The sequence below is a fragment of the Paraburkholderia sp. BR10882 genome, from assembly GCF_040948855.1.
In the GTDB taxonomy this organism is placed as follows: domain Bacteria; phylum Pseudomonadota; class Gammaproteobacteria; order Burkholderiales; family Burkholderiaceae; genus Paraburkholderia; species Paraburkholderia nodosa_A.
Window position 1 is genome coordinate 317402 of the sequence record NZ_JBFPKP010000007.1, and the last position, 23354, is coordinate 340755.

At 66.0% G+C, this 23354-nt stretch carries 20 protein-coding genes; 6 read left to right on the plus strand and 14 right to left on the minus strand.

Going from position 1 to position 23354, the window contains the following annotated elements; all coding sequences use genetic code 11:
- Positions 1 to 260 precede the first annotated feature (260 nt).
- Together AB3X99_RS20365 and AB3X99_RS20370 are read left to right on the plus strand one after the other, a co-directional pair.
- Complete coding sequence (locus AB3X99_RS20365) at positions 261 to 1202, plus strand: sterol desaturase family protein (RefSeq protein WP_342946087.1); 942 nt, start codon at positions 261 to 263, stop codon at positions 1200 to 1202.
- 90 nt (positions 1203 to 1292) lie between these two features.
- Positions 1293 to 2003, plus strand: a complete 711-nt coding sequence (locus AB3X99_RS20370; RefSeq protein ID WP_368617940.1) for an SDR family NAD(P)-dependent oxidoreductase — start codon at positions 1293 to 1295, stop codon at positions 2001 to 2003.
- 77 nt (positions 2004 to 2080) lie between these two features.
- Here the strand turns inward: AB3X99_RS20370 and AB3X99_RS20375 are convergent, their stop codons facing one another.
- The 4 genes from AB3X99_RS20375 to AB3X99_RS20390 all read right to left on the minus strand — a co-directional run bounded on the left by AB3X99_RS20375 (position 2081) and on the right by AB3X99_RS20390 (position 6994).
- Complete coding sequence (locus AB3X99_RS20375) at positions 2081 to 2437, minus strand: hypothetical protein (RefSeq protein WP_368606860.1); 357 nt, start codon at positions 2435 to 2437, stop codon at positions 2081 to 2083.
- A 117-nt stretch (positions 2438 to 2554) separates the two neighbouring features.
- Positions 2555 to 4060 carry a PepSY-associated TM helix domain-containing protein gene (locus AB3X99_RS20380; protein ID WP_368617941.1) on the minus strand — a complete coding sequence of 502 codons (1506 nt, stop codon included), beginning with the start codon at positions 4058 to 4060 and terminating at the stop codon, positions 2555 to 2557.
- 64 nt (positions 4061 to 4124) lie between these two features.
- Positions 4125 to 6428, minus strand: a complete 2304-nt coding sequence (locus AB3X99_RS20385) for a TonB-dependent receptor (RefSeq protein WP_368617997.1) — start codon at positions 6426 to 6428, stop codon at positions 4125 to 4127.
- Between the two features lie 194 nt (positions 6429 to 6622).
- Positions 6623 to 6994, minus strand: coding sequence for a DUF2946 domain-containing protein (locus tag AB3X99_RS20390; RefSeq protein WP_069261940.1), 372 nt, complete (start codon positions 6992 to 6994; stop codon positions 6623 to 6625).
- A gap of 374 nt (positions 6995 to 7368) precedes the next feature.
- Between AB3X99_RS20390 and AB3X99_RS20395 the strand changes: the two genes are divergently transcribed.
- Entirely contained in the window at positions 7369 to 7959 is a 591-nt protein-coding gene (locus AB3X99_RS20395) for a YSC84-related protein (protein ID WP_069261939.1), read from the plus strand.
- 45 nt (positions 7960 to 8004) lie between these two features.
- Positions 8005 to 8442, plus strand: coding sequence for an acyl-CoA thioesterase (locus tag AB3X99_RS20400; RefSeq protein ID WP_368617942.1), 438 nt, complete (start codon positions 8005 to 8007; stop codon positions 8440 to 8442).
- A 14-nt stretch (positions 8443 to 8456) separates the two neighbouring features.
- Here AB3X99_RS20400 and surE read toward each other — a convergent pair whose 3' ends face one another.
- The gene (surE, locus tag AB3X99_RS20405) at positions 8457 to 9245 is read right to left on the minus strand and encodes a 5'/3'-nucleotidase SurE (protein WP_368617943.1); all 789 of its coding nucleotides are present in this window, start codon (positions 9243 to 9245) and stop codon (positions 8457 to 8459) included.
- 157 nt (positions 9246 to 9402) lie between these two features.
- On the opposite strand from surE, the gene ydiK reads away from it, so the two are divergent.
- Positions 9403 to 10500 carry an AI-2E family transporter YdiK gene (ydiK, locus tag AB3X99_RS20410; protein ID WP_368617944.1) on the plus strand — a complete coding sequence of 366 codons (1098 nt, stop codon included), beginning with the start codon at positions 9403 to 9405 and terminating at the stop codon, positions 10498 to 10500.
- A gap of 199 nt (positions 10501 to 10699) precedes the next feature.
- Positions 10700 to 13390, plus strand: coding sequence for an ATP-dependent Clp protease ATP-binding subunit (locus tag AB3X99_RS20415; RefSeq protein ID WP_368617945.1), 2691 nt, complete (start codon positions 10700 to 10702; stop codon positions 13388 to 13390).
- Between the two features lie 37 nt (positions 13391 to 13427).
- Here the strand turns inward: AB3X99_RS20415 and AB3X99_RS20420 are convergent, their stop codons facing one another.
- The 9 genes from AB3X99_RS20420 to AB3X99_RS20460 form a co-directional block, all read right to left on the minus strand.
- Complete coding sequence (locus tag AB3X99_RS20420) at positions 13428 to 14663, minus strand: type II toxin-antitoxin system HipA family toxin (protein ID WP_368617946.1); 1236 nt, start codon at positions 14661 to 14663, stop codon at positions 13428 to 13430.
- Entirely contained in the window at positions 14660 to 14938 is a 279-nt protein-coding gene (locus tag AB3X99_RS20425; RefSeq protein ID WP_069261934.1) for a helix-turn-helix domain-containing protein, read from the minus strand. The genes AB3X99_RS20420 and AB3X99_RS20425 overlap by 4 nt, the downstream gene beginning before the upstream one ends.
- A 214-nt stretch (positions 14939 to 15152) precedes the next feature.
- The gene (locus AB3X99_RS20430) at positions 15153 to 16790 is read right to left on the minus strand and encodes an AMP-binding protein (protein WP_368617947.1); all 1638 of its coding nucleotides are present in this window, start codon (positions 16788 to 16790) and stop codon (positions 15153 to 15155) included.
- 52 nt (positions 16791 to 16842) lie between these two features.
- Positions 16843 to 17259, minus strand: a complete 417-nt coding sequence (locus tag AB3X99_RS20435; RefSeq protein ID WP_342946096.1) for a RidA family protein — start codon at positions 17257 to 17259, stop codon at positions 16843 to 16845.
- A gap of 41 nt (positions 17260 to 17300) precedes the next feature.
- Positions 17301 to 18488 (minus strand): acyl-CoA dehydrogenase family protein, encoded by a 1188-nt coding sequence (locus tag AB3X99_RS20440; protein WP_368617948.1) that lies wholly within the window; start codon positions 18486 to 18488, stop codon positions 17301 to 17303.
- A 1-nt stretch (position 18489) separates the two neighbouring features.
- On the minus strand, positions 18490 to 19344 hold the full coding sequence (locus tag AB3X99_RS20445; RefSeq protein ID WP_342946098.1) for an enoyl-CoA hydratase family protein: 855 nt from the start codon (positions 19342 to 19344) through the stop codon (positions 18490 to 18492).
- 35 nt (positions 19345 to 19379) lie between these two features.
- The gene (locus AB3X99_RS20450; RefSeq protein WP_368617949.1) at positions 19380 to 19943 is read right to left on the minus strand and encodes a MarR family winged helix-turn-helix transcriptional regulator; all 564 of its coding nucleotides are present in this window, start codon (positions 19941 to 19943) and stop codon (positions 19380 to 19382) included.
- Positions 19940 to 20719, minus strand: coding sequence for an SDR family NAD(P)-dependent oxidoreductase (locus AB3X99_RS20455; protein ID WP_368617950.1), 780 nt, complete (start codon positions 20717 to 20719; stop codon positions 19940 to 19942). The genes AB3X99_RS20450 and AB3X99_RS20455 overlap by 4 nt, the downstream gene beginning before the upstream one ends.
- Before the next feature lie 2 nt (positions 20720 to 20721).
- The gene (locus AB3X99_RS20460) at positions 20722 to 23082 is read right to left on the minus strand and encodes a bifunctional salicylyl-CoA 5-hydroxylase/oxidoreductase (protein ID WP_368617951.1); all 2361 of its coding nucleotides are present in this window, start codon (positions 23080 to 23082) and stop codon (positions 20722 to 20724) included.
- Between the last annotated feature and the right edge of the window lie 272 nt (positions 23083 to 23354).

Sequence of the window (23354 nt, forward strand, 5' to 3'; positions counted from 1 at the left end):
GGCTCAAGTCGCGTCATAAACCATGTCACGGTGTTACACGTCGCGGGGCCGCTGGCGCGCCCTCCCCGCGCACGCGGCGCGGCGGGCGTATCGACGTATTTCGCGCGTGTGGCGCGTGACATATCCCGACATACTTTGCACGTGGTTTTTGCCGCTGCGCGCCACTACAGTGCCCTTCATCCGACGCGACGCCGCGACTCCTGCGTGCAACACGCGTCTTTCTTCACCGCGCAAGACGCGCTCAATGCACACGATCCATCATGCTCACGACAGGAAAACTCGCGTTCTATGTCACGCTGTTCGTCGTCGCCGTCTCGCTGATCGAGGCGTGCGTGCTCACGTTCAGGAAGCGCCGCGAAGCGGCGGGCGAGGCCGCATTCGATTGGTCTGAGGTTGGGCTTTCGCTCGCCGACCTCGCGGGCCGCAAGCTCCTCGCGTTTCTACCGCTTTCTCTCGCCGCGCCGATCCTGGATTTCGCGTGGGAGCATCGGCTCTTCACACTGAATATCGACACGGTTGCGCTCGTGCTGCTGGTCTTCATCGGTCAGGAGTTCTGCTATTACTGGTATCACCGCGCTTCGCACCGCATTCGCTTCTTCTGGGCCACGCATGCCGTGCACCATTCGCCGAACCAGTTGACGCTTTCGTCTGCCTACCGGCTGGGCTGGACCGGCAAGCTGACCGGCCCGGCCATGTTCTTCGGTCCGCTCGTGTGGCTCGGCGTGCGGCCCGAAGTCGTGCTCGCCATCCTCTCGCTCAATCTGCTCTATCAATTCTGGCTGCACAACACGTGGATTCCGAAACTCGGCTGGCTCGAGTACGTGTTCAACACGCCGTCCAACCACCGCGTGCACCACGCTTCGAACGTCGACTATCTCGATGCCAACTATGGCGGAGTCCTGATCATTTTCGACCGCCTGTTCGGTACCTACGTGCCGGAACGTGCCGAAGAGCCTTGCCGCTACGGGCTCGTGACGCCCGTGCGCTCGCGCAATCCGTTCGTCGTCGAACTGGAACACTGGGAGACGCTCGCACGCGACGTCGTGATGGCGAAGGACATCTGGACTGCCGTGCGCTATGTTTTCCTGCCGCCGGGCTGGCGCGCGGACGGCGGCGGCGACACCACGGAGAACCTGCGCAAGCAGCACGCGCTCGCCACGGTACGCGCGGAGGTTTCACGCGGACGCCCGCGCGCCGGTTGATGGAAGGCCGCGGCTCGCGTAACGTGGCGCCAGCGGCGCCCGCATCGATCGCGGGCCGCATCGAATTCAGGTTAGCAAAGGAATAAGAGCATGGAAAATGGTTTGAACGGCAAAGTGGTCGCGGTGACGGGCGGCTTCGGCAGCCTGGGTCTGGCGACGGCGCAATTGCTGGCCGAACGCGGCGCCCGCGTGGCGCTGATCGGCCGCGGCGCGGCCCCCGAAGTGGCGGCGCTGCCCGCCGCGCTCGCGAACGCGCTGCGCATGGGCGGCGTCGATCTCGTCGACGCGAAGTCGGCCCAGACTGCCTTCGGCGCATTGCAGGAGAGACTCGGCGGGCTCGACGCGCTCGTCAACGTGGCGGGCGCGTTCCGGTGGGAGATTATCGGCGACGGCGACGCGCGCACGTGGGATTTGATGTTCGATTTGAACGTGAAGACGGCGCTCAATGCCTCGAAGGCCGCGCTGCCTCATCTCGTGAAGAGCGGCGCGGGGCGTGTGGTCAACATCGGCGCGGGCGCGGGACTCAAGGCGGGGTCCGGCATGGGTGCGTATTCGGCGTCGAAGGCGGGCGTGGCGCGCTTGACGGAAGCGCTCGCGGAAGAGCTGAAGGACAAGGGTGTGACGGTGAACGCGATCTTGCCGAGCATCATCGACACGCCGCAAAACCGCGCCGACATGCCGGACGCCGATTTCACGCGCTGGGTGCAGCCGCGCGAGATCGCTACGGTGATCGCGTTCTTGCTGTGCGAGGACGCGCAGGCGATTACGGGAGCGCTGATTCCCGTGAACGGGCGCGTATAAGCGCGGCGCCGCGCTGACACGCACGGCATACGGACCGCTTCAACAGAGTGGTCCCGCTGTGGTCGCGCTGTGACGGGTTAGTGGCCGTGGCCGCCGCCGGCCCCCCTGCCACCGCCGCCGCCTTGCCACGTGCCGCCACCGCCTCCATGCCAGCCGCCGCCGTGTCCACCGCCACCGTGCCAGCCGCCGCCATGGCCACCGCCGTGCCAGCCGTGGTGATAGCAGCATCCGCCGCCACCGCCCCAAATTGCGATGCCGCCATAGCCGCCGCCGAAATAGCCGGGGTAGTAGTCGTAACCGTAGGCGTACGGATAGCCCGAGTCGTACGGGTAGCCGTAGTCATAACCGTAGTACCCGGGGTAACCGGGATAGGGCGCGACCGCGCAGCCCGCAAGCACCGCGGCCGCGCCGAGCGCTGAAATTCGCCGCAACACGATAATCTCCGCATATCTACGTTTGAAACCATTTGGCGCAGCCAGGTTCAGACGTATTTGTGTCCGCAGATTACCGCAGGGCCGCCGCTGCCGCCGACGCCGGCACGACGGCAGCTTCTAGGCGCGTCGGAAGGCTGCGCGGTCGAACAGCCAGACCGCCACGAGCGTCGCGCCCATCAGCGGAAACACGATGCCGAGCAGCACGAGACCGGTCTTCCAGGCGCACAGCGGGGGCGCGGCGCGCTCGCGTGAGGGCGCCGCCAACATCGATGCGCCCTTCGCGCGGGCGGGGCGGCGTAGCCACCACATCACGAAGCCCGTCACCGCGAGCGCGCCGAGGCCCAGCGAAATCGCCGCGCAGATCAACTGGTTGGCGAGGCCAAAGTAGCGGCCCATGTGCAGCGACGTGCCATATGAAATGGCCTGCGAAACTGCGCCGTAATCGTCATAGCGAATGTCCTTGAGCACGGCGCCGCTGTATTGGTCGATATACACGGTGCGTTCCGTTTTCGGATCGGGCGGAAAGTACGAGACCGTGTAGACGCCATCGGGCGTGGCGGGCAGCACGATGTCGTAACCGTCGCGCACGCCGAGATCGCGCATCTGGGCGACGACCTGGGCGAGCGTCCAGTGTTGCGATGCGCCGGACGCGTCGGGCGAGTGCGGCACGGGAACCGCGCCGACGGCCCAGGGCACGAGCGGCAGCGGCATGTCGTCCATCACCATGCCTGGCATCGACGCCATGTCGTGCCCCGCGTGCTCTCCGCTGTGTTCTTGTCGATCGGCGTGGCTTGCGGGAGGATTCGCCGCTGCGCCGCTAGCTGCTGCTGCCGGCGCACCCGGCAAGGCCGACTTCAGCGCGAGACCGCCGCCCCACGCGCCGCGCGGCGCGCCGAGGCTCGCGCGCGTGGCGAGCGCCTTGAACTGTTTGCCCCACGAGCCGGTCCACGGCAAGCCGCTCAACACGAACGCGAGCGCGCCCACGGCGAGCCAGATGCCGACGCTCGCGTGCACGCTCTTCCAGAACGGCCGCCCGCGCGCGGCGAAGCGAGGCAGCAGCGCGGCGCGCCACGACGCACCCGGGCGCGGCCACCAGAGCGCAATGCCGGTGGCGATCATCACCAGCGTCCAGCAGGCGGCCAGTTCCATCAGCAGCTCGCCGGGCTTGCCGAGCAAGAGCTTGCGATGCAGCATGCGGTCGACCTGCATGAAGCGGCGATCGACGTCGAGCGTGCCCAGCACCGCGCCATCGTATGGATTCACGTAGACGCTCTCTTTGGTCCCCCCAGGCAGCGCGAAAACGAATTCGGCACTGCGCGCGGGATTCGACTCGATGTGCGCGCGCAGCGCCCGCGCGTCGGGCGGCAGCGCGGCTCGCGCGCGGGCCAGCAGCGTATCCACGGGCAGGCGCGGTGTCGCCGCCGGCGCGACCACCAGCCGATGCGGGTAAAGCAGCGGTTCGATCTGCGGCTGGAAACAGTAGATCGTGCCCGTAATGGCGAGCACGAGCAGCAAGGGCATGACGAAGAGGCCGGCGTAAAAATGCCAGCGCCACAGCGTGCGGTAGCCGGACTGCGCCGCGTGGGCAGGCGGTGCGCTGACCGGGTCGGATATCGTGGACATCGGGGACTCCCTGTCGAGCCGGCACGGCTCGAATGCATGGATGATTCAAACGAAAACGAGCCGCTCAAATGCCGAGCTTCGCTTCGAGGTAGTAGGTACGGCCGGGATACGGGTGATAGACGAAGTAGCGCGCGTCGAACAGGTTGTCGATGCCCACGCCTATCTCGCTCTTCTTCGTCGGCCGGAAGGTGTACTTCACGTCGGCGACCGTGTAGGTGCTCGTGCCGCCGAATACGTTCGGGTTCGTGTCCGTGTTCGTGAGCGTGTTGTACTGGCGCCCCGAGTAGCGCGCGGCGAGCGTGAGCGCGGAGCGCGCGTCGAACCGGTAGGTCGCGACGAGATTCGCGCGCCACAGCGGAATGCGATAGAAGTACTTGCCGACGCTCGCCGGATTCTGCGCGTTCTCCAGGATCTTCGACTGCGTATAGGCCACGCTCGCCGCGAGATCGAGCCCGCGCACGATGACGTCTTCTCCCTGATAGCTCGTTTCCACGCCGCGCGAGCGCACCTTGCCAATGTTCTGGAAGTTCGTGACGTTCGGAATGACCGTCGTATCGGTCTGGCTAAAGATCGTGTTCTTTACGTCGTCCTGAAAGAGCGTCAGGCGGAACAGGCCGTTCCAGTGTGCCCATTCGGCGCTCAGTTCCTTCGAGAGATCGTCCTCGGGGCGCAGGTTCGGATTGTTGTTGACGATGGACGAGCCGTTCACCTGCCCCTGGAACAACTCGCTCACAGTCGGGAAGCGGTAGGCGCGCGCAATCGATGCACGCAGCGTGAGGTTGTCGGTCACGTCGAAAGAGAGCGAAGCTTTCGGCGAGACGTGATGGTCGCCCACGTTCGCATAAGGCACGTTCACACTGCCGAGCGCCTGATAGCCGTCGAAGGCGCGCCAGTTCTCGTAGCGCACGCCGTACACGAGCTTCCAGCGTGGCAGGAAGCGCCAGGCGTCCTGTGCATAGAGCGCCTGAGTTTCGGTCTTGCCCGCGAAGGCGTTGGCGAAACTATTCGCACCGCCGTCGCGCCACGCGAGCGTGTTGTACGTGCGGTTGTCGAGCGCGTAATCGTCGTAGTGATAGCCGAAGGTGAGCCAGTGGGCGGCGAGTCCGGCGTCGGGTGTGGCTGGCGTCCACGTCGTCTTGAGGTCGAGCGTCTTCCAGCCGGTGCCGTCGCCCAGCGTCATGACGCCGGGACCGTTGCCGGGTCCGCCCGCATTCGCCGTGCGCGCCACGCTGTTGCTTACGTCGTAGTACGAAGCAATGGCTTCAGCGTTCCAGCCGGTCGCCTGATGGGTGCGCAGCGTCGCGCCATACAGCCAGTTTTCGCTCCAGCCGCGGCTCGGTGCGAACGCGGCGGCGGGAATGGTGTACTCGTAGCCGTTGATCGACACCTTGCCGCTGTACACGGGGTTGCCGTTCGCGTCGTAAAGGAAGGTCGAGGTGGCGTTGTTGTAGGTCTGGTGCCAGTAGCCGAGCGTCACGCCGCCTTGCACGGTGGGCGTGAAGTCGTACTGCATGCGCAGCTTGAACTGGTCCTGCACCGTATGCTGCATGCCTTCGCCGTTCACGCCGAGCACGACCGTGGGCGTGTTCGTCTGGTTGTTGTAGAAGTACGCGCCACGCACGGGCACGTCGCCCGGTTGCGCGGGCTTCGTCGACTGCGCAAGCGTGGCGAACTGCAGCGGCTGGCTCGTGTTCTCCAGGTGGTTCACGCCAAGCAGATACGAGAACTTGCCGATGCGGTCGCCGATCGAAGCGCTCATCTCGCTGCCGTTGAAGTTCTGGTTTGCGCCGAAGAGGCTGAAATGCTGGGTGAACGCCTTTACGTCCGCGGTCGCTTCGAACGCCTTCGGCATGCGCGTGGTGATGAGCACAGTGGCGCCGAGCGAGTTGCCGGGATAGAGCGCGGAATACGGCCCGTAGATCACATCCACTTGCTGGATCTGGTCGGGGAACACCATCGACCAGCGTGGCGGAAAACTGTAACTGTTGCCGAGCAGGTTCGAGAGCAGCAGGCCGTCGGCATAGACGAGACCGCGCGCGCTTTGCGTATTGCTCGTGCCGCGCACGGCGATGATCGAGTTCAGATCGCCCACGTAGCGCTTGCGTACCGCGAGATTGGGCAGGTACTTGAGCACGTCCTCCGGGTTGACGACGTTCCAGTTCGCGAATTGCGCGGGCGTGACGGTTTCCACCGTCGCGGGCAGGTTGGGATCGACGGCGGGCGCCGCGGCGCTGCCAGCGGCGGCGCTGACCGTGACGGTGGGCAGCGTGGTGGCCGAGGCGGCATCGGCGGCTTGCGCCTCGGCAGCATGGGCTGCATGAAAGACGATGGGTGCAACGAGAGGCAGCGGCAAGACGCGCGGCAGCATGGCGAGCGCGAGGCGCCCGGCATGCTGCAGCGCGCGCGGCGTTGCGCATTCGCGCGAGCGAACGCCAGCGCCACGCGTGGTGAGCGTGGACATGAAATGCTTTCCTGGAAACGGGAATCGAGCAGTCGCGCGTGTCGTGCGTGCTCGTTGGGCACGCGATCAGATCGCGGTCGACCGGCTGGTAAAGGCGTAACTCAGGAAAGGACGGGTGGGGCGCGCGGCCTGCCCGAAGGGAAGGCGCCTAAGGGGAGGTCGTGGGTGACGGGCGGCGCGATCGTCTCGCGGGCGAGCACGAGGGCGGCAAGCGGAGCGGGCGCGGCGACCGAAGCCATCGCCACATGATGCTCGAGCAGATGGCAGTAGCCGCAGGCGCCGAATGCGTCGTCGTGCGAAAGATGCGGCGCGCTACCGGACTGCACCGGCTGCACGGCCGAGCAGAGCGTGGCGTCCGGCTCATGCGCGTGCTGCGCGGCGACGAGCTGGCTCACGAGCGGCGCAAGCACGATGAGCCACATGGCGACGAGGCCAAGCCATGCGGTCAGCAGTGAATGCTTGCGTGAATTCATGAGAATGAGAATGATTGCGCGGCGGAGTCTAACACGGCCTTTCGCGTTTGCGCACGCGCGCCCGCGGCCCTGAGGATGGCAATAAGCGCGGTGCGATGTCGCGTCCGTCGACGCCGTTGCGTGGCATCGAAACGCCCGCGGCTGGGGATTTCCTTACCTCTTCCCGCGAACTCGATGCCCGCTGCATGGTCCTATACCCCCAAGGATGAGCGGTCATGGCCGCCGCGGGCGGCCGGTGCCCACGCGCCGGATTGCGGGTTTGCCCCGGCGACGGCCATGCGCGCTATCCTGTAGCGCTTTGCGCACGGCCCGGATGTCCACGATCGGGCCGGCGCGGGCACCCGAAGCCCCATTTGCACAGGAAAAACCACGTAATGCGCCGACGTCAATTTCTTCTCAGCTCCAGCGCCGCTCTCGCCGCCAGCGGCCTCGCGCTTGCCGGCTGCACGACCACGCCGCTCGGCACGCAGAACAGCGCCTCGCAAAACACGGCGAAGCGCAATTCGATCGACGCAGGCGTCGACGCCACGCTCTCGCGCCTCTTCAGCACGGTGAGCGGGTCGCAGGAGCTGGTCTCGAAGGCGAGCGGCGTGCTCGTCTTTCCGCAGGTGCTTTCGGCAGGTTTCTGGATCGGCGGTCAGTACGGCACCGGCGCGCTGCGCGTGGATGGCCGCACGACGGGCTACTACAGCACCATTGCGGGCTCGTTCGGCCTGCAGATCGGCGCGCAGTCCAAAGCCATCATCTTCGCGTTCATGAACCCGGTCGCGCTCAACGATTTCACGAGCAGCCAGGGGTGGTCGGCAGGTGCGGACGCCACGGTTGCGCTCGTCACGGTGGGCGCGAACGGCAATGTCGATACCTCGACCGCGACGAGCCCCGTGGAAGCGTTCGTGCTGACCAACGCGGGCCTCATGGCCGGGGTGTCGCTGGAAGGCGTGAAGGTGTCGCGGCTCGTCATTTGACGCTGCCGCGCGCAGTGACGAGTTGGCATGAAAGGAGACACACGCATGGCGACGCTCACGTACCGCCGCAAACACAAGATTCACTTCTCGGAGTGCGATCCCGCCGGGATCGTGTTCTATCCGCAGTATTTCGTCCTCTTCAACGATCTCGTCGAATCGTGGATCGACGAGTTGTTGCCGCAGGAGGGCTATCACGGCGTGATAGGCGCTCGCCGCGTGGGCATGCCGACCGTGCGGCTCGAAGTGGATTTCAAGGCGGTCAGCAAGATGGGCGACGAGGTCTGGCTCTCGCTCGACGTCGAGCGCCTGGGCGGCGCGTCGCTCACGCTCGCGTGGGCCTGCACGGGCGTGGACGGCGTGCTGCGCATGGCGGCACGCCAGACCATCGTGACCACCTCGCTCGACACTCACAAGTCGATTGGCATTCCTGAGGACATTCGCGATGCGATCGCGCGGGCGATGACGGCCGCCGCGCGCGATTGATCATTGGACCACGTTCAGGCGGCAGCGCCGAGTGCCGCTTGCAACGTGACAAACGTTTTTTCGTCGGTGCGTTCGAAATGCAGCGGCGTGACCGAAACGCGGCCGGAGTTCACCACGGCCGTTTCGCTGTCGGGCCCGTTTTCGCGCGGGCCGCGATTGAAGCGCAGCCAGTGGTAGTCCATGCCGCGCGGGTCGATCTGCGGCACGACGTCGATGCCCTGCACGAGCCCGACGCCCTGGCGCGTGACCGTGAGCGGGCCCGCGGCGCTGGCGTCGATATTGGGAAAATTCACGTTCAGGCAGACCGGCGCGTCATGCGCGACGGCGGCGAGGCGGCGAATCACGTCCGGCGCGAGCGCGCGGGCGGTGTCCCAGCGCACCCGCTCGCGGTCGCGGAAGGTCTGGCTCAAGGCGATGGACGGCAGGCCGAGCAACAGGCCCGTCATGGCTGCGCCCACCGTGCCCGAGAACATCGTCTCCACGCCGAGGTTGCCGCCGCGGTTGATGCCCGAGAGCACGAGCGAAGGGCGCACGTCGCCCATCAGCTGGCGCACCGCCATCACCACGCAATCGCCGGGCGTGCCGAGCACCCCGAAGCGCCGCGCGCCGCGCCGGCTCACGCGCAGCGGCGTATGCAGGCTGATCGAGTGCGAGGTGCCGCTCTGGTCGTGCTCGGGCGCGACGACCCAGACTTCGTGCGCGAGTTCGGCGGCCACGGCTTCGAGCACGGCGAGGCCGGGCGCATCGATGCCGTCGTCGTTGGTGAGGAGCACGCAGGGCAGTTTCGTATCGGTTGCGGTCATGGCTGGCTCTTCTTCGTGGCAAGGTCGGGGGAAAGGGGCATTATTCCAGAGTGCGTTCCGTGCTGCCGTGCGGGACTTTTGAAACGGATTCGTAGCCTATCCGATATAGACTAGCGCGTCGGCGCCATGAGGCGCGCCCTGCATCGAGGAGAAGTACGTGAAGCCGCAAGCCCTGCCGGACCTGGCCCGCATCCTGTTCGTTGTTGCCATACTCTGCGCGCTGACGATCGGCAGCCTCTATGTCATGCGCCCGTTCCTCCCGGGGCTGATCTGGGCCACGACCATCGTCGTCGCGACCTGGCCCGCCATGAAAGCCATCGAGAGGCGCTGCGGCAACCGCCGCTGGCTCGCCACGCTCATCATGCTGCTGATCCTTCTGGTCGTGATCGTGCTGCCGCTCTATGAAGCCATCTCGACGCTCGCGGTGCACGGCGGCGAGATCATGGAGCTGATCCGCAAATTGCCCGACTATGCGTTGACCGCGCCGCCGCAGTGGGTCGGCGACATTCCCGTGGTTGGCTCGCGCATTGCCGCCAAGTGGCAGGAGTTTTCGGACGCCGGCCCCGGCGGTCTGCTCGCGCAGCTCGAACCCTACGTTTCGATCGCGGCGCACTGGTTGATCGGCCACGCCGCTTCGGTGGGCGTGTTCGTCATGCACATGTTCATCACCGTCATCATCACGGGCATTCTGTACAGCAACGGCGAGCAGGCCGCCGACTATGTCACGCGCTTCGCCATTCGCGTGGCTCCCGCTTATGGCGAGCAGGCCGTCAAGCTCGCGGGCGCTTCTGTCCGCGCAGTGGCGCTCGGCATCGTCGTGACGGCGGTCCTGCAGTCGGCGCTGGGCGGCATCGGTCTGTGGGTGGCGGGTGTGCCGGGCGCGGGCGTGCTCACGGCCGTGATGCTCATGCTGTGTCTCGCGCAGATCGGCCCGACGTTGCCGCTACTCGGCGGCGTGATCTGGCTGTTCGTGCACGACGCGCATGTCACGGCGATCCTGCTCGCGGTGTGGTCGGTGATGGTCGCCATGCTCGACAACCTCGTGCGTCCGGTGCTGATCCGGCGCGGCGTCAATCTGCCGATGCTGCTCATTCTCTCCGGCGTGCTCGGCGGCCTGTTCGCCTTCGGCATCGTCGGGCTCTTCATCGGGCCGGTGATCCTCGCCGTTTCGTCCACCTTGCTGAGCGCCTGGATACGCGACCCGGCGGCGCAAGCCCACGGGGCGTCCAGTTCGGCCGCCCATCAGGACGTTTGACGCCGCGCACCCAACACCATCGATTAGCAAACGTCTCCTCTTGCCGACGCGCAGTTCGATTCGACGTTACGATGACGTCTGAACTTCGCTTCGGCATTCGTTAGAGCATTCATGCGGTGCTCGCGTGGGCATGCCTCGTGCCGTTCCTGGTCGCGGGCAGCGCACCGCGCGCACCGCGCATCGCTTCCAAGGAGACGAAATGGCTCAGTTCAACTGCGATATCTGCGGCGTGCGCCCCGCGACGGTGCGGGTCGCCGTGTTGCAGGACGGCAGGCGGCGCTTTCTCGATGTCTGCGACTATCACTACGCGCAACTCACGCGGCATCAACGGACCTTGAGCCCGCTGGAGGCGCTGTTTCGCGCCTCGCAGCAGGGTGACGGCACGGACGATGCGGGCGGCCCGGCGGCTGAACCTACGCCACAGGCCATGGAAGCGGGCGACGGCGCCATCGTCGAACGCTATTTCAGCGACGTGGCGCGTGAATTGCTCCAGCGCGCGGCGGAGCGGGCGGTGCAGTTCGGGCGGCGCGAAGTCGACACCGAGCATCTGCTTTACGAACTCGCGGGCAACGACGCAGGCGCGGCGATCCTCAAGCGCCTCGGCATTCAGCCCGACGATGTGCGCGCGTTCATCGACGCCAACGCGCAAAAGCGCGAAGGCGCGCCCGCGCGGGAGGACGGCCGTATCGGCGTCTCCCCGCGCCTGAAGGGCGCGCTCGACCGCGCGTTTCTCGTCTCGCGCGAACTGGGTCACAGCTACGTCGCGCCCGAGCATCTGCTCTTCGGGCTCACGCAGGTGCCGGAAAGTTTTGCGGGCCATCTGCTGGGCCGCTACGGCGTCACGCCCCAGAAGGTATTGCAGCGGCTCGTGGAGGCCCAGGGCGACAAACGCGAGCGTCCCGCCGCGAAGGGGCCGAGCGCGACGCCGCAGCTCGACCAATACAGCCGCGATCTCACCGCGCTCGCGAGCGAGGGCAAGCTCGACCCCGTGATCGGCCGTTCGAGCGAGATCGAGACCGTGGTGGAAGTGCTCGCGCGCCGGCGCAAGAACAATCCGGTGCTGATCGGCGAACCGGGGGTGGGCAAGACCGCGATCGCCGAAGGCCTCGCGCAACGCATGCTCAACGGCGACGTGCCCGAATCGCTGCGCGGGCGGCGCCTCGTCGAGCTGAACGTCAACGGGCTGATCGCGGGCGCGAAGTATCGCGGCGAATTCGAAGAGCGCGTGAAAGGCGTGATGGAGGAAATCTCGGCGCAGCGCGAAAGCCTCGTGCTCTTCATCGACGAAGTGCACATGATCGTCGGCGCGGGCCAGGGCGGCGGCGAGGGCGGGCTCGACATCGCCAATGTCTTCAAGCCCGCGATGGCGCGCGGCGAACTGAACCTGATCGGCGCCACGACGCTCTCCGAGTACCAGAAGTACATCGAGAAGGACGCGGCGCTCGAGCGGCGCTTTCAGCCCGTGTTCGTCTCCGAGCCGAGCGTCGATCAGACGATCAACATCCTGCGCGGCTTGCGCGACAAGCTCGAGGTGCATCACCACGTCACCATTCGCGACGACGCGCTGGTCTCGGCGGCCGAGCTCTCGGACCGCTACGTGATGGGGCGCTTCCTGCCCGACAAGGCCATCGATCTCGTCGACCAGGCGGCGGCACGCGTGCATCTTTCGGCCACCTCGCGACCTGCGGCGATCCTCGAACTCGAGGCGGAGCTGGCGCAATTGCGGCGCGAGCAGGACTACGCGGCGACGCGCAAAAATTTCGAGCGCGCCCATACGCTCGACGAGCCGATCGCCGACAAGGAAAAGGCGCTCACGCAGGCCACCAACGACTGGAAAGGTCAGCTCGGCACCGTGACCTCGGACGTGACGAGCGAAGACGTCGCGGAGATCGTCTCGAAGCTCACGGGCGTGCCGGTCACGCAATTGACCGCCGAGGAGCGCACGCGGCTGCTCGAAATGGAAGCGCGGCTGCATGAGCGTGTGATCGGGCAGGAACAGGCCATCGTCGCGGTCAGCGACGCGGTGCGCCGTTCGCGCGCCGGGCTGCGGCGCGGCCGGCGGCCCACGGCAGTCTTCCTGTTCCTCGGGCCGACCGGCGTCGGCAAGACGGAGCTTGCGAAGGCGCTGGCCGAAGTGGTGTTCGGCGACGAAGACGCCATCGTGCGCATCGACATGAGCGAGTACATGGAGCGCCACGCGGTGTCGCGGCTGATCGGCTCGCCGCCGGGTTACGTCGGCTATGACGAAGGCGGCCAGTTGACCGAGAAGGTGCGCCGCCGACCCTATTGCGTGATCCTGCTCGACGAAATCGAGAAAGCACACGCCGACGTCTACAACGTGCTGCTGCAGGTGTTCGACGACGGCCGGCTCACCGACGGCAAGGGGCGCGTGGTCGACTTCAGCAATACGGTCGTGATCGCGACGAGCAATCTCGGCTCCGACGTGGTCTCCGGGCAAAAGCGCTCGGGGCCGGGTTTTCTGTCGAGCGCAGAAGGGTCGATGCAAGGCGCGGTGATGGGCGAGCTGCGCCAGCATTTCCGGCCCGAGTTCCTGAATCGCATCGACGAGATCATCATGTTCCAGCCGCTCACGAGCGACGAACTGCGCTCGATCGTGCGGCTGCAGCTCGAACAGGTCCGGCGGATGGCACACAGCCAGGACATCGACCTGACGTTCGACGACAGCGTGATCGATTACCTCGCGGCGGAGGGATATCGGCCGGAATTCGGCGCGCGCGAGTTGAAGCGCAAGATGCAGCAGGCGGTGGAGAACGAGCTGGCGAAGGAAATGCTCAAGGGCGGCGTGAAAGAGGGCGCCAAAGTCGTATGCCGTTACGACGCGGCGGGCAAACGCATGGCATTCGCGTTGCAGGGGGCGGCCGCAAGCTGATGCAGGCGGCCGGGCGGCGTTGCCCGTGCTCGCGCGCCTAACGCACCAGCTTCGGGCGCGAGACGGGTTTGACGCCCGGACGTTCGACGGCCCGCCGGATCCTGGCGAGCAGGTCGCCCTCGTGGAATCGCCGGTCCTGCGCAAAACGCTCGGCGACCGTGAGATAGGCGCCGTGCAGGCGGCTCATGATTTCCTCGCCTTCGGACTGCCGCAGGCCGAGGCGCCGCGCGAAGGCATGGAGTTCCGCCGGCAGCGGGAACGCCTTGCTCCGGTTGAGGCTGAGCGCCATGCGCCCATCGAGATCCGGATAGATGTCCGTGCAGACCACGTCGAACACCGGAGCGAGCCGGCGCGGTCCGGTCGGATCGATATAGAGGATTCCCAGGTTCTTCATGTGGGCGTCGCCGTCGCGCAACAGGCACGAGAGGGCGATGCGCTCGAACAGGCGGCGTTTCTGCGCCGGGTCCGATCGTGTATAGATGTCCACGGCCTTGGCGATCATCTCGTAGCTGCCCTCGTATTTCGCCTTGCCGGTGAGCACGCTCATGTCTTCGAATCCGATGGGCGTGCCGTCCGCCTCGCGGTCAAAGCGTGACATGACGAAGAGTTTGCCGTCTTCGGAAAGCCAGAAGTCGGGGACTTCGAGCGCGGCCTCTTTCGCCACCGACATGCAGAAGTATTCGTTGCGCGCGAGCCCGGGGAAGTCGTCGCCTTCGGCCTTCACGATCACCGTGCGCAGGGGCAGCGCCGTGTGTTCGGCGGGGCGCGGGGCGTTTTCTGCGGCGAGCGGGACGACCGCCTTCGGCTGCACGCCGGAGATGCCCGAGCCGAGTGCGTAGCGGTCGATCAGGCGCTCGAACAGCCGCCCCGACGGCGAGGAAAGCAATTCGTCCAGACGTTCGCCGTCGCTCTGCGGCACCCGCTCTCCCGGCACGGAATAGGTGAGCCGCCCGATTTGATTGGTGCCGGCGAGAAAGAGCAGAAACATGTCGCTCGGCGCACCGTAACGCGCGAGCCGTTCCTCGATGACGAAACGCAGGTAGCCCTCTGGCCGGTTCATCGCGAAGATGCCCATCAGGTCGCCGCTCGCGTAACTCTGGCGCCGCACGGGCATGGTGAGTGATACGGCGGCCATGTCGGGCGCGTCGCCGTAATTGAAGACGAAGCGGCTCTCGCGCGCCAGCAGACCGCTCGGTCCCTGCGGCGTATGGACTTCCAGGTTGCGGATTTCGCGCAGGAGCCGCTCGAGGTCGAATGAGGCGCCGGCAGTCATTCGTCGTCCCTGAATATGTCGTTCAGGTCCTCGAGGATGACGGTATCCATGGGGCGAAGCACGACTTCATAGCCGAGCGCGTTCACGAGCCGGCAGAGTTCGCGTACGCCGACGTTGCCTGCGTGTTCGGCGTTCGTGACGGTGCGACGGGCGACGCCGGCCTGCTCCGCCAAGGCCTGCTGGGTCAGCTTGCGCTCGCGGCGCGTCGCGCGCAGGCCTTCTGCCAGGCGCTCGGCGTTGGAAATCGAGAGGTTCGCGGGTTTTTTGCGCATCATGGTGCGCATTATAGGTCGTTATCCAGCATCTTGCGCAGAATTCTGCGCATCCAATCAATCGGGATTCGCGGCGGAAAATGCGCGCAATTTTGCGCAAGATGGTGGATAAAACGCCGATATGCGCAATATCGTGCGCATGTCGGCGTTTCAGGGGTCAATGCGTGTTCGTTGAAGATTCAACGGTTTACGTCGTATTTTTCCGCCGGGGGCTGCTTCACATCGACCGCAGCGCCGAGCGCTTGAGCTTGCCGGTCTCGGTGCGCGGCAATGCGTCGATAAAGGCGATCAGGCGCGGATATTTGTACGCCGCCACCGCGTTCTTCACGAAGTTCTGCAACTCGGCGACCAGGGCGTCGCCGGCGCTGAAGCCCGGGCGCAAGACGACGAACGCCTTCACCACCTGGCCACGCACTTCGTCGGGCACGCCCGTTACGCCGCACTCGGCCACGGCGGGGTGCTGCATGAGCACCGTCTCGACTTCGGGACCCGCGATGTTGTAGCCCGACGAAACGATCATGTCGTCGGAGCGGGCCTGGTAGAACACATAGCCGTCGGCGTCGATGGATACGGCGTCGCCGGGCAGGTTCCAGCCGCCGCGCACGAACACGGCCTGGCGTTCGTCGGCGAGATAGCGGCAGCCGGTCGGGCCGCGCACGGCCAGATTGCCCGTCACGCCGGGCGCCACCGGCTGCAGGTCATTGTCCAGCGCCTGCACGACGTAGCCCGGCACCGCGCGGCCGATCGAGCCGGGGCGCACATCGGCGCCGGCGGACGACACGAAAATATGAATCAGTTCCGTGCCGCCAATCCCGTCGATCATCTCGATGCCCGTCGCGTCGCGCCATAGATCGCGCGTGGCCTGCGGCAGCGCTTCTCCGGCGGATACCGTCTTGCGCAGGCTGGCCAGGTCGTACTGCGTGACGAGCGCCGCCATCTGCCGGTAGAACGTGGGCGCGGTGAAGACGATCGTCGCGTGAAAACGCTGGATCGTGTCGAGCAGCAGCGCCGGCGTGAGCTTTTCGATCAGCACCGTCGACGCGCCGACGCGCAGCGGAAAACACAGCAGCCCGCCCAGCCCGAACGTGAACGCGAGCGGCGGCGTGCCGCAGAACACGTCCTCGGCCGTGGGCTTCAGAATGTGGCGCGGGAACAGGTCGCACATGGCGATCACGTCGCGGTGAAAGTGCATGCAGCCCTTGGGCGTGCCCGTCGTACCGCTCGTGAAGGCAATCAGGCAGACGTCGTCGCTGGCCGTGTCGCAGGCCGTGAAGTCGGCGGGCTTGTCTGCCGCGAGCGCTTCCAGCGTGCCCGGCGCGGTGTCGTGAAAGTAGCAGACCTGCTTGATGCTTTCGCAAAAGAACTCGTCGGCGGAGTCCATGCAGCGCGCGAGCTCTTCAGTGAGCCGCACGTCGCACAGCGCCGCGCAAACCTGCGCCTTGTCTGCGATCTGCTTGAGTTCCTTTGCACGCAAGAGCGGCATGGTGGGAATCACCACGAGCCCCGCCTTGAGCGACGCGAGAAACGCCACCGCCATTTGCAATGTGTTCGGCCCGCGTAACAGGACGCGGTTGCCCGGCTTCAGTCCCATGTCTTCCACCAGCACGCGGGCGCTGCGATTGACGAGCGCGAGCAGTTCGGCGTACGTGGTGGCTTGTGGCTTGCCATCGATATCCGACCAGATGGCCGGGCGTTCGCCGTGTCCCGCCTCGATCGCGCGGTCAAGCAACTCGACCGCGCAATTCATGCGCGCAGGGTAGGCAACATCGGGATTGTCGAGCAGCATGTCGGGCCACTGCGACTCGGGCGGCAGATGATCGCGTGCGAACGTATCGACATGGGCGGTGGGTTGCATGGCGTCTCCGGCTGTCTGTATGAGCTGATCGTGCTGTTGCGCGGGCGCCGGTCTACTGGCGCGAGAGACGCGCGTCGTCGGGAATCACGGCCGTCGCTTCGATTTCCACTTTGGCGTCGTCTTCCATGAGGGCCACCACCTGCACCGCGCTCATGGCGATGTCGTAGTCGCCGATCAGCTCGCGAAACGCAGTGCCAATTTCCTTCAGCGATGCCAGGTACTCCTTCTTGTCGGTGACGTACCAGGTCATGCGCACGAGGTGCTCGGGCTTGCCGCCCGCGGTTTCGAGAACGGCAACGATATTGCGTAGCGCCTGCACGGCCTGGGCGCCGAATTCGCGGCTCGTGAAGCGCGCGTTCTCGTCCCAGCCGATCTGGCCGGCGATATAGACCTGCGTGCCGGCAGCGGCGACGCCGTTGGCATAACCGCGCGGCTTGACCCAGTCTGCGGGAAGAAGGGCTCGTTTCATGTTTCGTCCGGTTCCGTAGTGAAGCGTCGCGCAGCAGGCGCTTACGCGGCGTTGTATGCCTTGAGCAAGTCACGCCCGACAATGAGCTGCTGCACCTCGGTCGCGCCTTCGTAAATGCGCAGCGAGCGAATCTCGCGGTAGAGCGACTCGACGATGTTGCCGCTTTGCACGCCCATGCCGCCCCAAAGCTGCACGGCCGCATCGATCACCTGCTGCGCGCCTTCGCTTGCATGCCACTTCGCCATGGCGGCTTCGCGCGTCACGCTTTCGCCCTGGTCGCGCAGCCACGCCGCGCGATAGACGAGCAGGGCGCTGCTGTCGATGGTGAGCGCCATCTGCGCGAGTTTTGCCTGGGTCAGCTGAAAATCGCCGAGCGTCTGGCCGAACATCTTGCGCGAAGCGGCGCGCGCGAGCCCTTCGGCCATCGCGCGGCGTGCGAAGCCGAGCGAAGCCGCGGCGACCGAGGTGCGGAAAATATCGAGTGTGCGCATGGCGATCTTGAAGCCTTCCCCCGGCGCGCCGAGCATCTGGCTGCGCTTCACGCGCGCGCCGGTAAAGCGCAGGCGCGCGAGCGGATGCGGCGCGATCACGTCGATGCGTTCGGCGATTTCGAGCCCCGGTGTGTCGGCATCGACCACGAACGCGCTGATGCCGCGCGAGCCCGGCGCCTCGCCGGTGCGGGCGAATACCACGTAGAAGTCGGCGATGCCGCCGTTCGAGATCCACGTTTTTTCGCCGTCGAGCACGTAGTCGTCTCCCTCGGCGCGTGCGGCGAGCGCCATCGCGGCGACGTCGGAGCCGGCTTCGGGCTCGGAGAGCGCAAACGCGGCGATGGCTTCGCCGCGCGCGACGCGCGGCAGATAGCGCGACTTTTGCGCTTCGTTGCCAGCCAGCGAGATCGCGCCGGAACCGAGGCCCTGCATGGCGAGCGCGAAGTCGGCGAGACCCGAGTGTTTCGCGAGCGTTTCGCGCAGCAGGCAGACGGCGCGCGTGTCGATCGTGTCGCCATGGCCGCCATAAGCGGTGCCGCCCACGCCGTAGCACAGCCAGCCGGCTTCGCCGAGCTTGCGCACGAGCGCGCGGCAGGTCGCATCGACGTCGTCGTGCGGCACGTGCGCGAGATGCTCACGCGCCCATGCTTCGATTCCCGCGCCGAGCGCGCGATGGCGATCTTCGAAGAACGGCCACGCGAGTGCGTCGTGGAGATTCGTTTCAACGGCAGCGTTCAATTCAGTCCCCTTCGAAGACCGGGCGCGTTTTGGCCGCGAACGCCTCATAGGCGCGGCCGAAATCGCGCGTGGCCATGCAGATCGCCTGCGCCTGCGCTTCGGACTCGATGGCCTCGTCGATGCTCATGGTCCATTCCTGATGCAGCATCGTCTTGGTGATGCCGTGCGCAAAGGTCGGACCGGAGGCGAGATCGGCGGCGAGTTTCTGTGCATCGGCGAGCAGCATTTCGGGCTCGCAAATGCGGTTGTAGAAGCCCCATGCGTGGCCTTCTTCTCCGCTCGCGGAGCGGCCCGTGTAAAGCAGCTCGGCTGCGCGGCCCTGACCGATGATGCGTGGCAGGATCGCGCACGCGCCCATGTCGCAGCCCGCGAGCCCCACGCGCGTGAAAAGGAACGCGAGCTTGCTGCGCGCGGTGGCGTAGCGCATGTCGGAGGCCATGGCGAGAATCGCGCCCGCTCCGGCGCAGACGCCGTCCACGGCGGCGATGATCGGCTGCGGGCAGTGGCGCATGGCTTTCACGAGGTCGCCGGTCATGCGCGTGAACATCAGCAGTTCGGGCATCGGCAGATCGATGAGCGGCGCGATGATGTCGTGAACGTCGCCGCCCGAGCAGAAGTTTTCGCCCGCGCCATGCAGCACGATGGCCTTCACGTCCGTCGCATAGGCGAGCTGGCGAAACAGATCGCGTAGTTCTGCATACGATTCGAACGTGAGCGGATTCTTGCGTTCGGGGCGGTTCAGCGTGATGCTTGCGACGCGGCCTTGCACCGACCAGCCGAAATGTTGTGCCTCATAACCGGCAAGCGTGACGCGGTTGCCCGCGAAGAGCGCTTCGGCGCTGGAACGTGTCGTCAAGATATGTCTCCCGGATCTTTGCAATTTCAGTGTGATCAGTTTTCGAGCCCGTTGCGCAGATGCTGTTTGAGCTTGCCGAGCCGCTCGTGCATCTTCGACTTCTCGTCGAGCGAGAGGCCGCCGAACAGTTCCACCACCCATTGCTCGTGCGCGGCCGCCATGCGGTCGAACAGGGCGCGGCCCTCGGGCGTGAGGCGCACCACGAAGGCGCGCCGGTCGTCGGGGGCGACGTCGCGCACGACGAGGCCTTCCTTTTCGAGCTGATCGGTAATGCCCGTGACGTTGCCGCCCGTCACCATCAGGCGGCGCGAGAGTTCCGTCATGCGCAGACCTTCGGGGTGGCGCTCGAGCTGCGCCATCAGGTCGAAGCGCGGCAGCGTCGTGTCGAACTCGACGCGTAGGCGGCGGCGCAATTCGGCCTGCACGAGGTTCGTCGTGGTGAGCAGGCGCAGCCACAGGCGCAGGCCCATGTGGCTGTCGGCGCCCGTGCTCATTTCCATGTCGACGACATTCTCCGCCGGCTTTTCGACGCCCTTGCGCGGCGCTTTCGTTGCGGCCTTCGCGGTGGCGTTCTTGCGCGTGGATGCGGGCGATGTCATGTGATTTCTCCACCGGAAACGGATAGGGACTGGCCCGTGATCGCGGACGATCCAGGCGCGCAAAGCCACAGCACGGCGTTGGCGACTTCTTCCGGCGTGACGAAACGCTGCTGCGGGTTGTGGCGCACGAGAATGCTGCGCGCCTCGGCTTCGCTGCGCGAAGTCTTGCGCGCGATCTGTTCGAGCGACGCCTGCAGCAGTTCCGTTTCCGTGTAGCCGGGGCACACGGCGTTCACGGTTACGCCCTGGGTGGCCACTTCGAGCGCAAGCGCGCGCGTCAAGCCGATCACGCCATGTTTCGAGGCGCAATAGGCGGCGACATACGGATAGCCGACCTGGCCCGCCGTGCTCGCGACATTGACGATGCGTCCGGCCTTGCGCGCGAGCATGCCGGGCAGCACCGCGCGCGTGCACAGAAACGCGCCCGTGAGATTCACGTCGAGCATGCGCTTCCACAGCGCGAGGTCGGTTTGCGTGAACGGCGCGGCCTGAGCCTGGCCCGCGTTGTTCACGAGGATATCGACGGCGCCGAGCGATTGCGCCGCATGCACGAACGCGGCGTTTACGGCGTCTTCGTCGGTGATATCGACGCTCACGCAAGCCACGTTCTCGCCGCCGCCGAGCGCGGCACGCTGGGCGTCGAGCCGCGTGGCGTCACGGCCCATCAGTGTGACGCGCGCACCGGCATGCAGGAGCGCGGCGGCAGTCGCCGCGCCGATGCCGCTGCCGCCGCCGGTCACGACGGCATGACGATCGTTCAGGATTGCCTGGTTCATGCTCACACGGTTCCTTCGGCGCGTTGCGCACGCTCGATCGGCGACAGGCCGGCCGCGGCTGCCGCTGCGGCGCGTTCGCGCTCGATGTTGCGTTCGAGTTGGGTCTTGGCCGCCATGTACTGGTTCGGCCACTTGATGTCGAGATAGCCGATGCGCGCCGCTTCGGTGAGCGTCCACGAGGGGTTGGCCAGGTGCGGCCGCGCCACGGCGCACAGGTCGGCGCGACCGGCAGCGATGATGCCGTTCACGTGATCCGCTTCGGAAATCGCCCCGACGGCGATCGTCGCGATGCCCGCTTCGTTGCGGATGCGGTCGGCGAAAGGCGTCTGGAACATGCGGCCGAAGACGGGCTTTTCTTCCTTGCTCACCTGGCCCGACGAAACGTCGATCATGTCCGCGCCTGCCGCCTTGAACGCGCGCGCGATTTCGATGGCGTCGTCGGGCGTGTTGCCGCCTTCCACCCAGTCGTGTGCCGAGACGCGTACTGAAATGGGCTTGTTTTCCGGCCAGACCGCGCGCATCGCCTTGAAAACCTCGAGCGGATAACGCAGCCGGTTTTCGATCGATCCGCCGTACTCGTCGGTGCGCTGATTCGTGAGCGGCGAGAGGAAGCTGGAAAGCAGGTAGCCGTGCGCGCAGTGCAATTCGAGCCAGTCGAAGCCCGCTTCGTCTGCCATTTGCGTAGCTTGGACGAATTGCGCCTCGATGTCGCGCAGTTCCTGGGTGCTCGCTTCATGCGACCACTGGCTCACACCGCGCAGATATTGCTGCGGCGAAGCGGAGACGAGCGGCCAGTTGCCGTCGTCGAGCGGCTGGTCGATGCCTTCCCATGCCACGCGCGTCGAGCCCTTGGCGCCGGAATGGCCGAGCTGCATACCTATTTTCGCGTCCGAGTTCGTGTGCACGAAGTCGACGATGCGCTTCCACGCCTGCAGATGCTCGGGCGCATACATGCCGGGGCACGCGGGCGTGATGCGGGCCTCGGGCGAGACGCAGGTCATTTCGGTCATCACGAGCGCGGCGCCGCCCATGGCGCGCGCGCCCAGATGCATGAGGTGATAGTCGCCGGCCACGCCGTCATGGGCGGAGTACTGCGCCATCGGCGAGACGATCACGCGGTTTTTCAACGTCACGCCACGCACCGTAAAAGGCGTGAACATGGGCGGCACGGCGCGCGCCTCGCCACCCGCGCGTTGCGCGAGCCACGTTTCGAAGCCGGACAGATAATGCGCGTCGCGCTCGCGCAGATTCTCGTGCGAGATGCGCTGCGAGCGCGTGAGCAGCGAATAGGCGAACTGCTCCGGATCGAACTTCGCGTAGCGGTCCACGTGCTCGAACCACTCCGTGGAATTGCGCGCGGCGTTCTGAATGCGCAGGACGTCCACGCTACGCACGTTCGTGTAGTGCGTGAGCGCCGCGCGCAGATCGCCGGGATGCGCTTGCATGCTGTTGGCGAGTTCGATCGCGTCTTCGAGCGCGAGCTTCGTGCCTGAGCCGATCGAGAAGTGCGCGGTGTGCGCCGCGTCGCCCATCAGCACGACAGGCGTTTGCTTACCGTCGGCCGCGGTTTTCCAGTGCACCCATTCGCGATTGACCACGCGTGGAAAGCGGATCCATTGCGACGAGCCGCGCAGATGCGACGCGTTCGAGCGCAGCGCGTGGCCGTCGAGATAACGCGCGAACAGCTTCTCGCAGAACGCGATGCTGTCTTCCTTGCTCATGGTGTCGAGGCCGGCTGCGCGCCACACCTGATCGGGCGTTTCGACGATGAACGTCGACGTGTTGTCGTCGAAGCGGTAGGCGTGCGCCTGGAACCAGCCCCATTCGGTTTCTTCGAACGCGAACGTGAACGCGTCGAAGAGTTTCGACGTTCCGAGCCAGACGAAGCGGCAGTTGCGCAAATCGATATCCGGCTGATACGTGGCGGCGTACTTCTGGCGCGTGGCGCTGTTCAGGCCGTCGCTCGCAATGATGAGGTCCGCGTGGGCGACGTCGTCGTCGGTGATCTGCGATTCGAATACGAGCTTCACACCGAGCGCCTCGCAGCGCGCCTGCAAGATGTTGAGCAGACGCTTGCGGCCAATGCCGCAGAAGCCATGGCCCGACGAGCGGATTGCGCTGCCGCGAAAGTGAATCTCGATGTCGTCCCAATGATTGAAGGCGTCGAGAATTTCGTCCGCGCTTTCGGGGTCGGCCGCGCGCAGGTTGCCCAGCGTCTGGTCCGAGAACACCACGCCCCAGCCGAACGTGTCGTACGGGCGGTTCCGTTCGATTACGGCGATTTCGTAGTCGGGGTGACGGCGCTTCATCAAAAGGCCGAAATAGAGGCCTGCGGGCCCGCCACCCATGCAAACAATGCGCATGCTCGCTCCTTCGTTCAGTCTGCAAGGCCAATGTAGGTTCAATTACTTTAGGTGTCAAGTAATATGCGAGCGAGGGCGGGATGACCCTGGGCGCAGCGGCGAAACATCTGAATATTTGTGGAACCCTTGGTGCGGCGCGGCGTCAACTCGCCAATGACGCAAGCAAAGGGAACACGCAGGCTTTCGTGCGCCTTTCCACGAGACGCGACGGCCCAAATGCCGCGACGGTGCAGACGCCGGGACGCCATAGGATGTGGCACCAGAAACGGGCG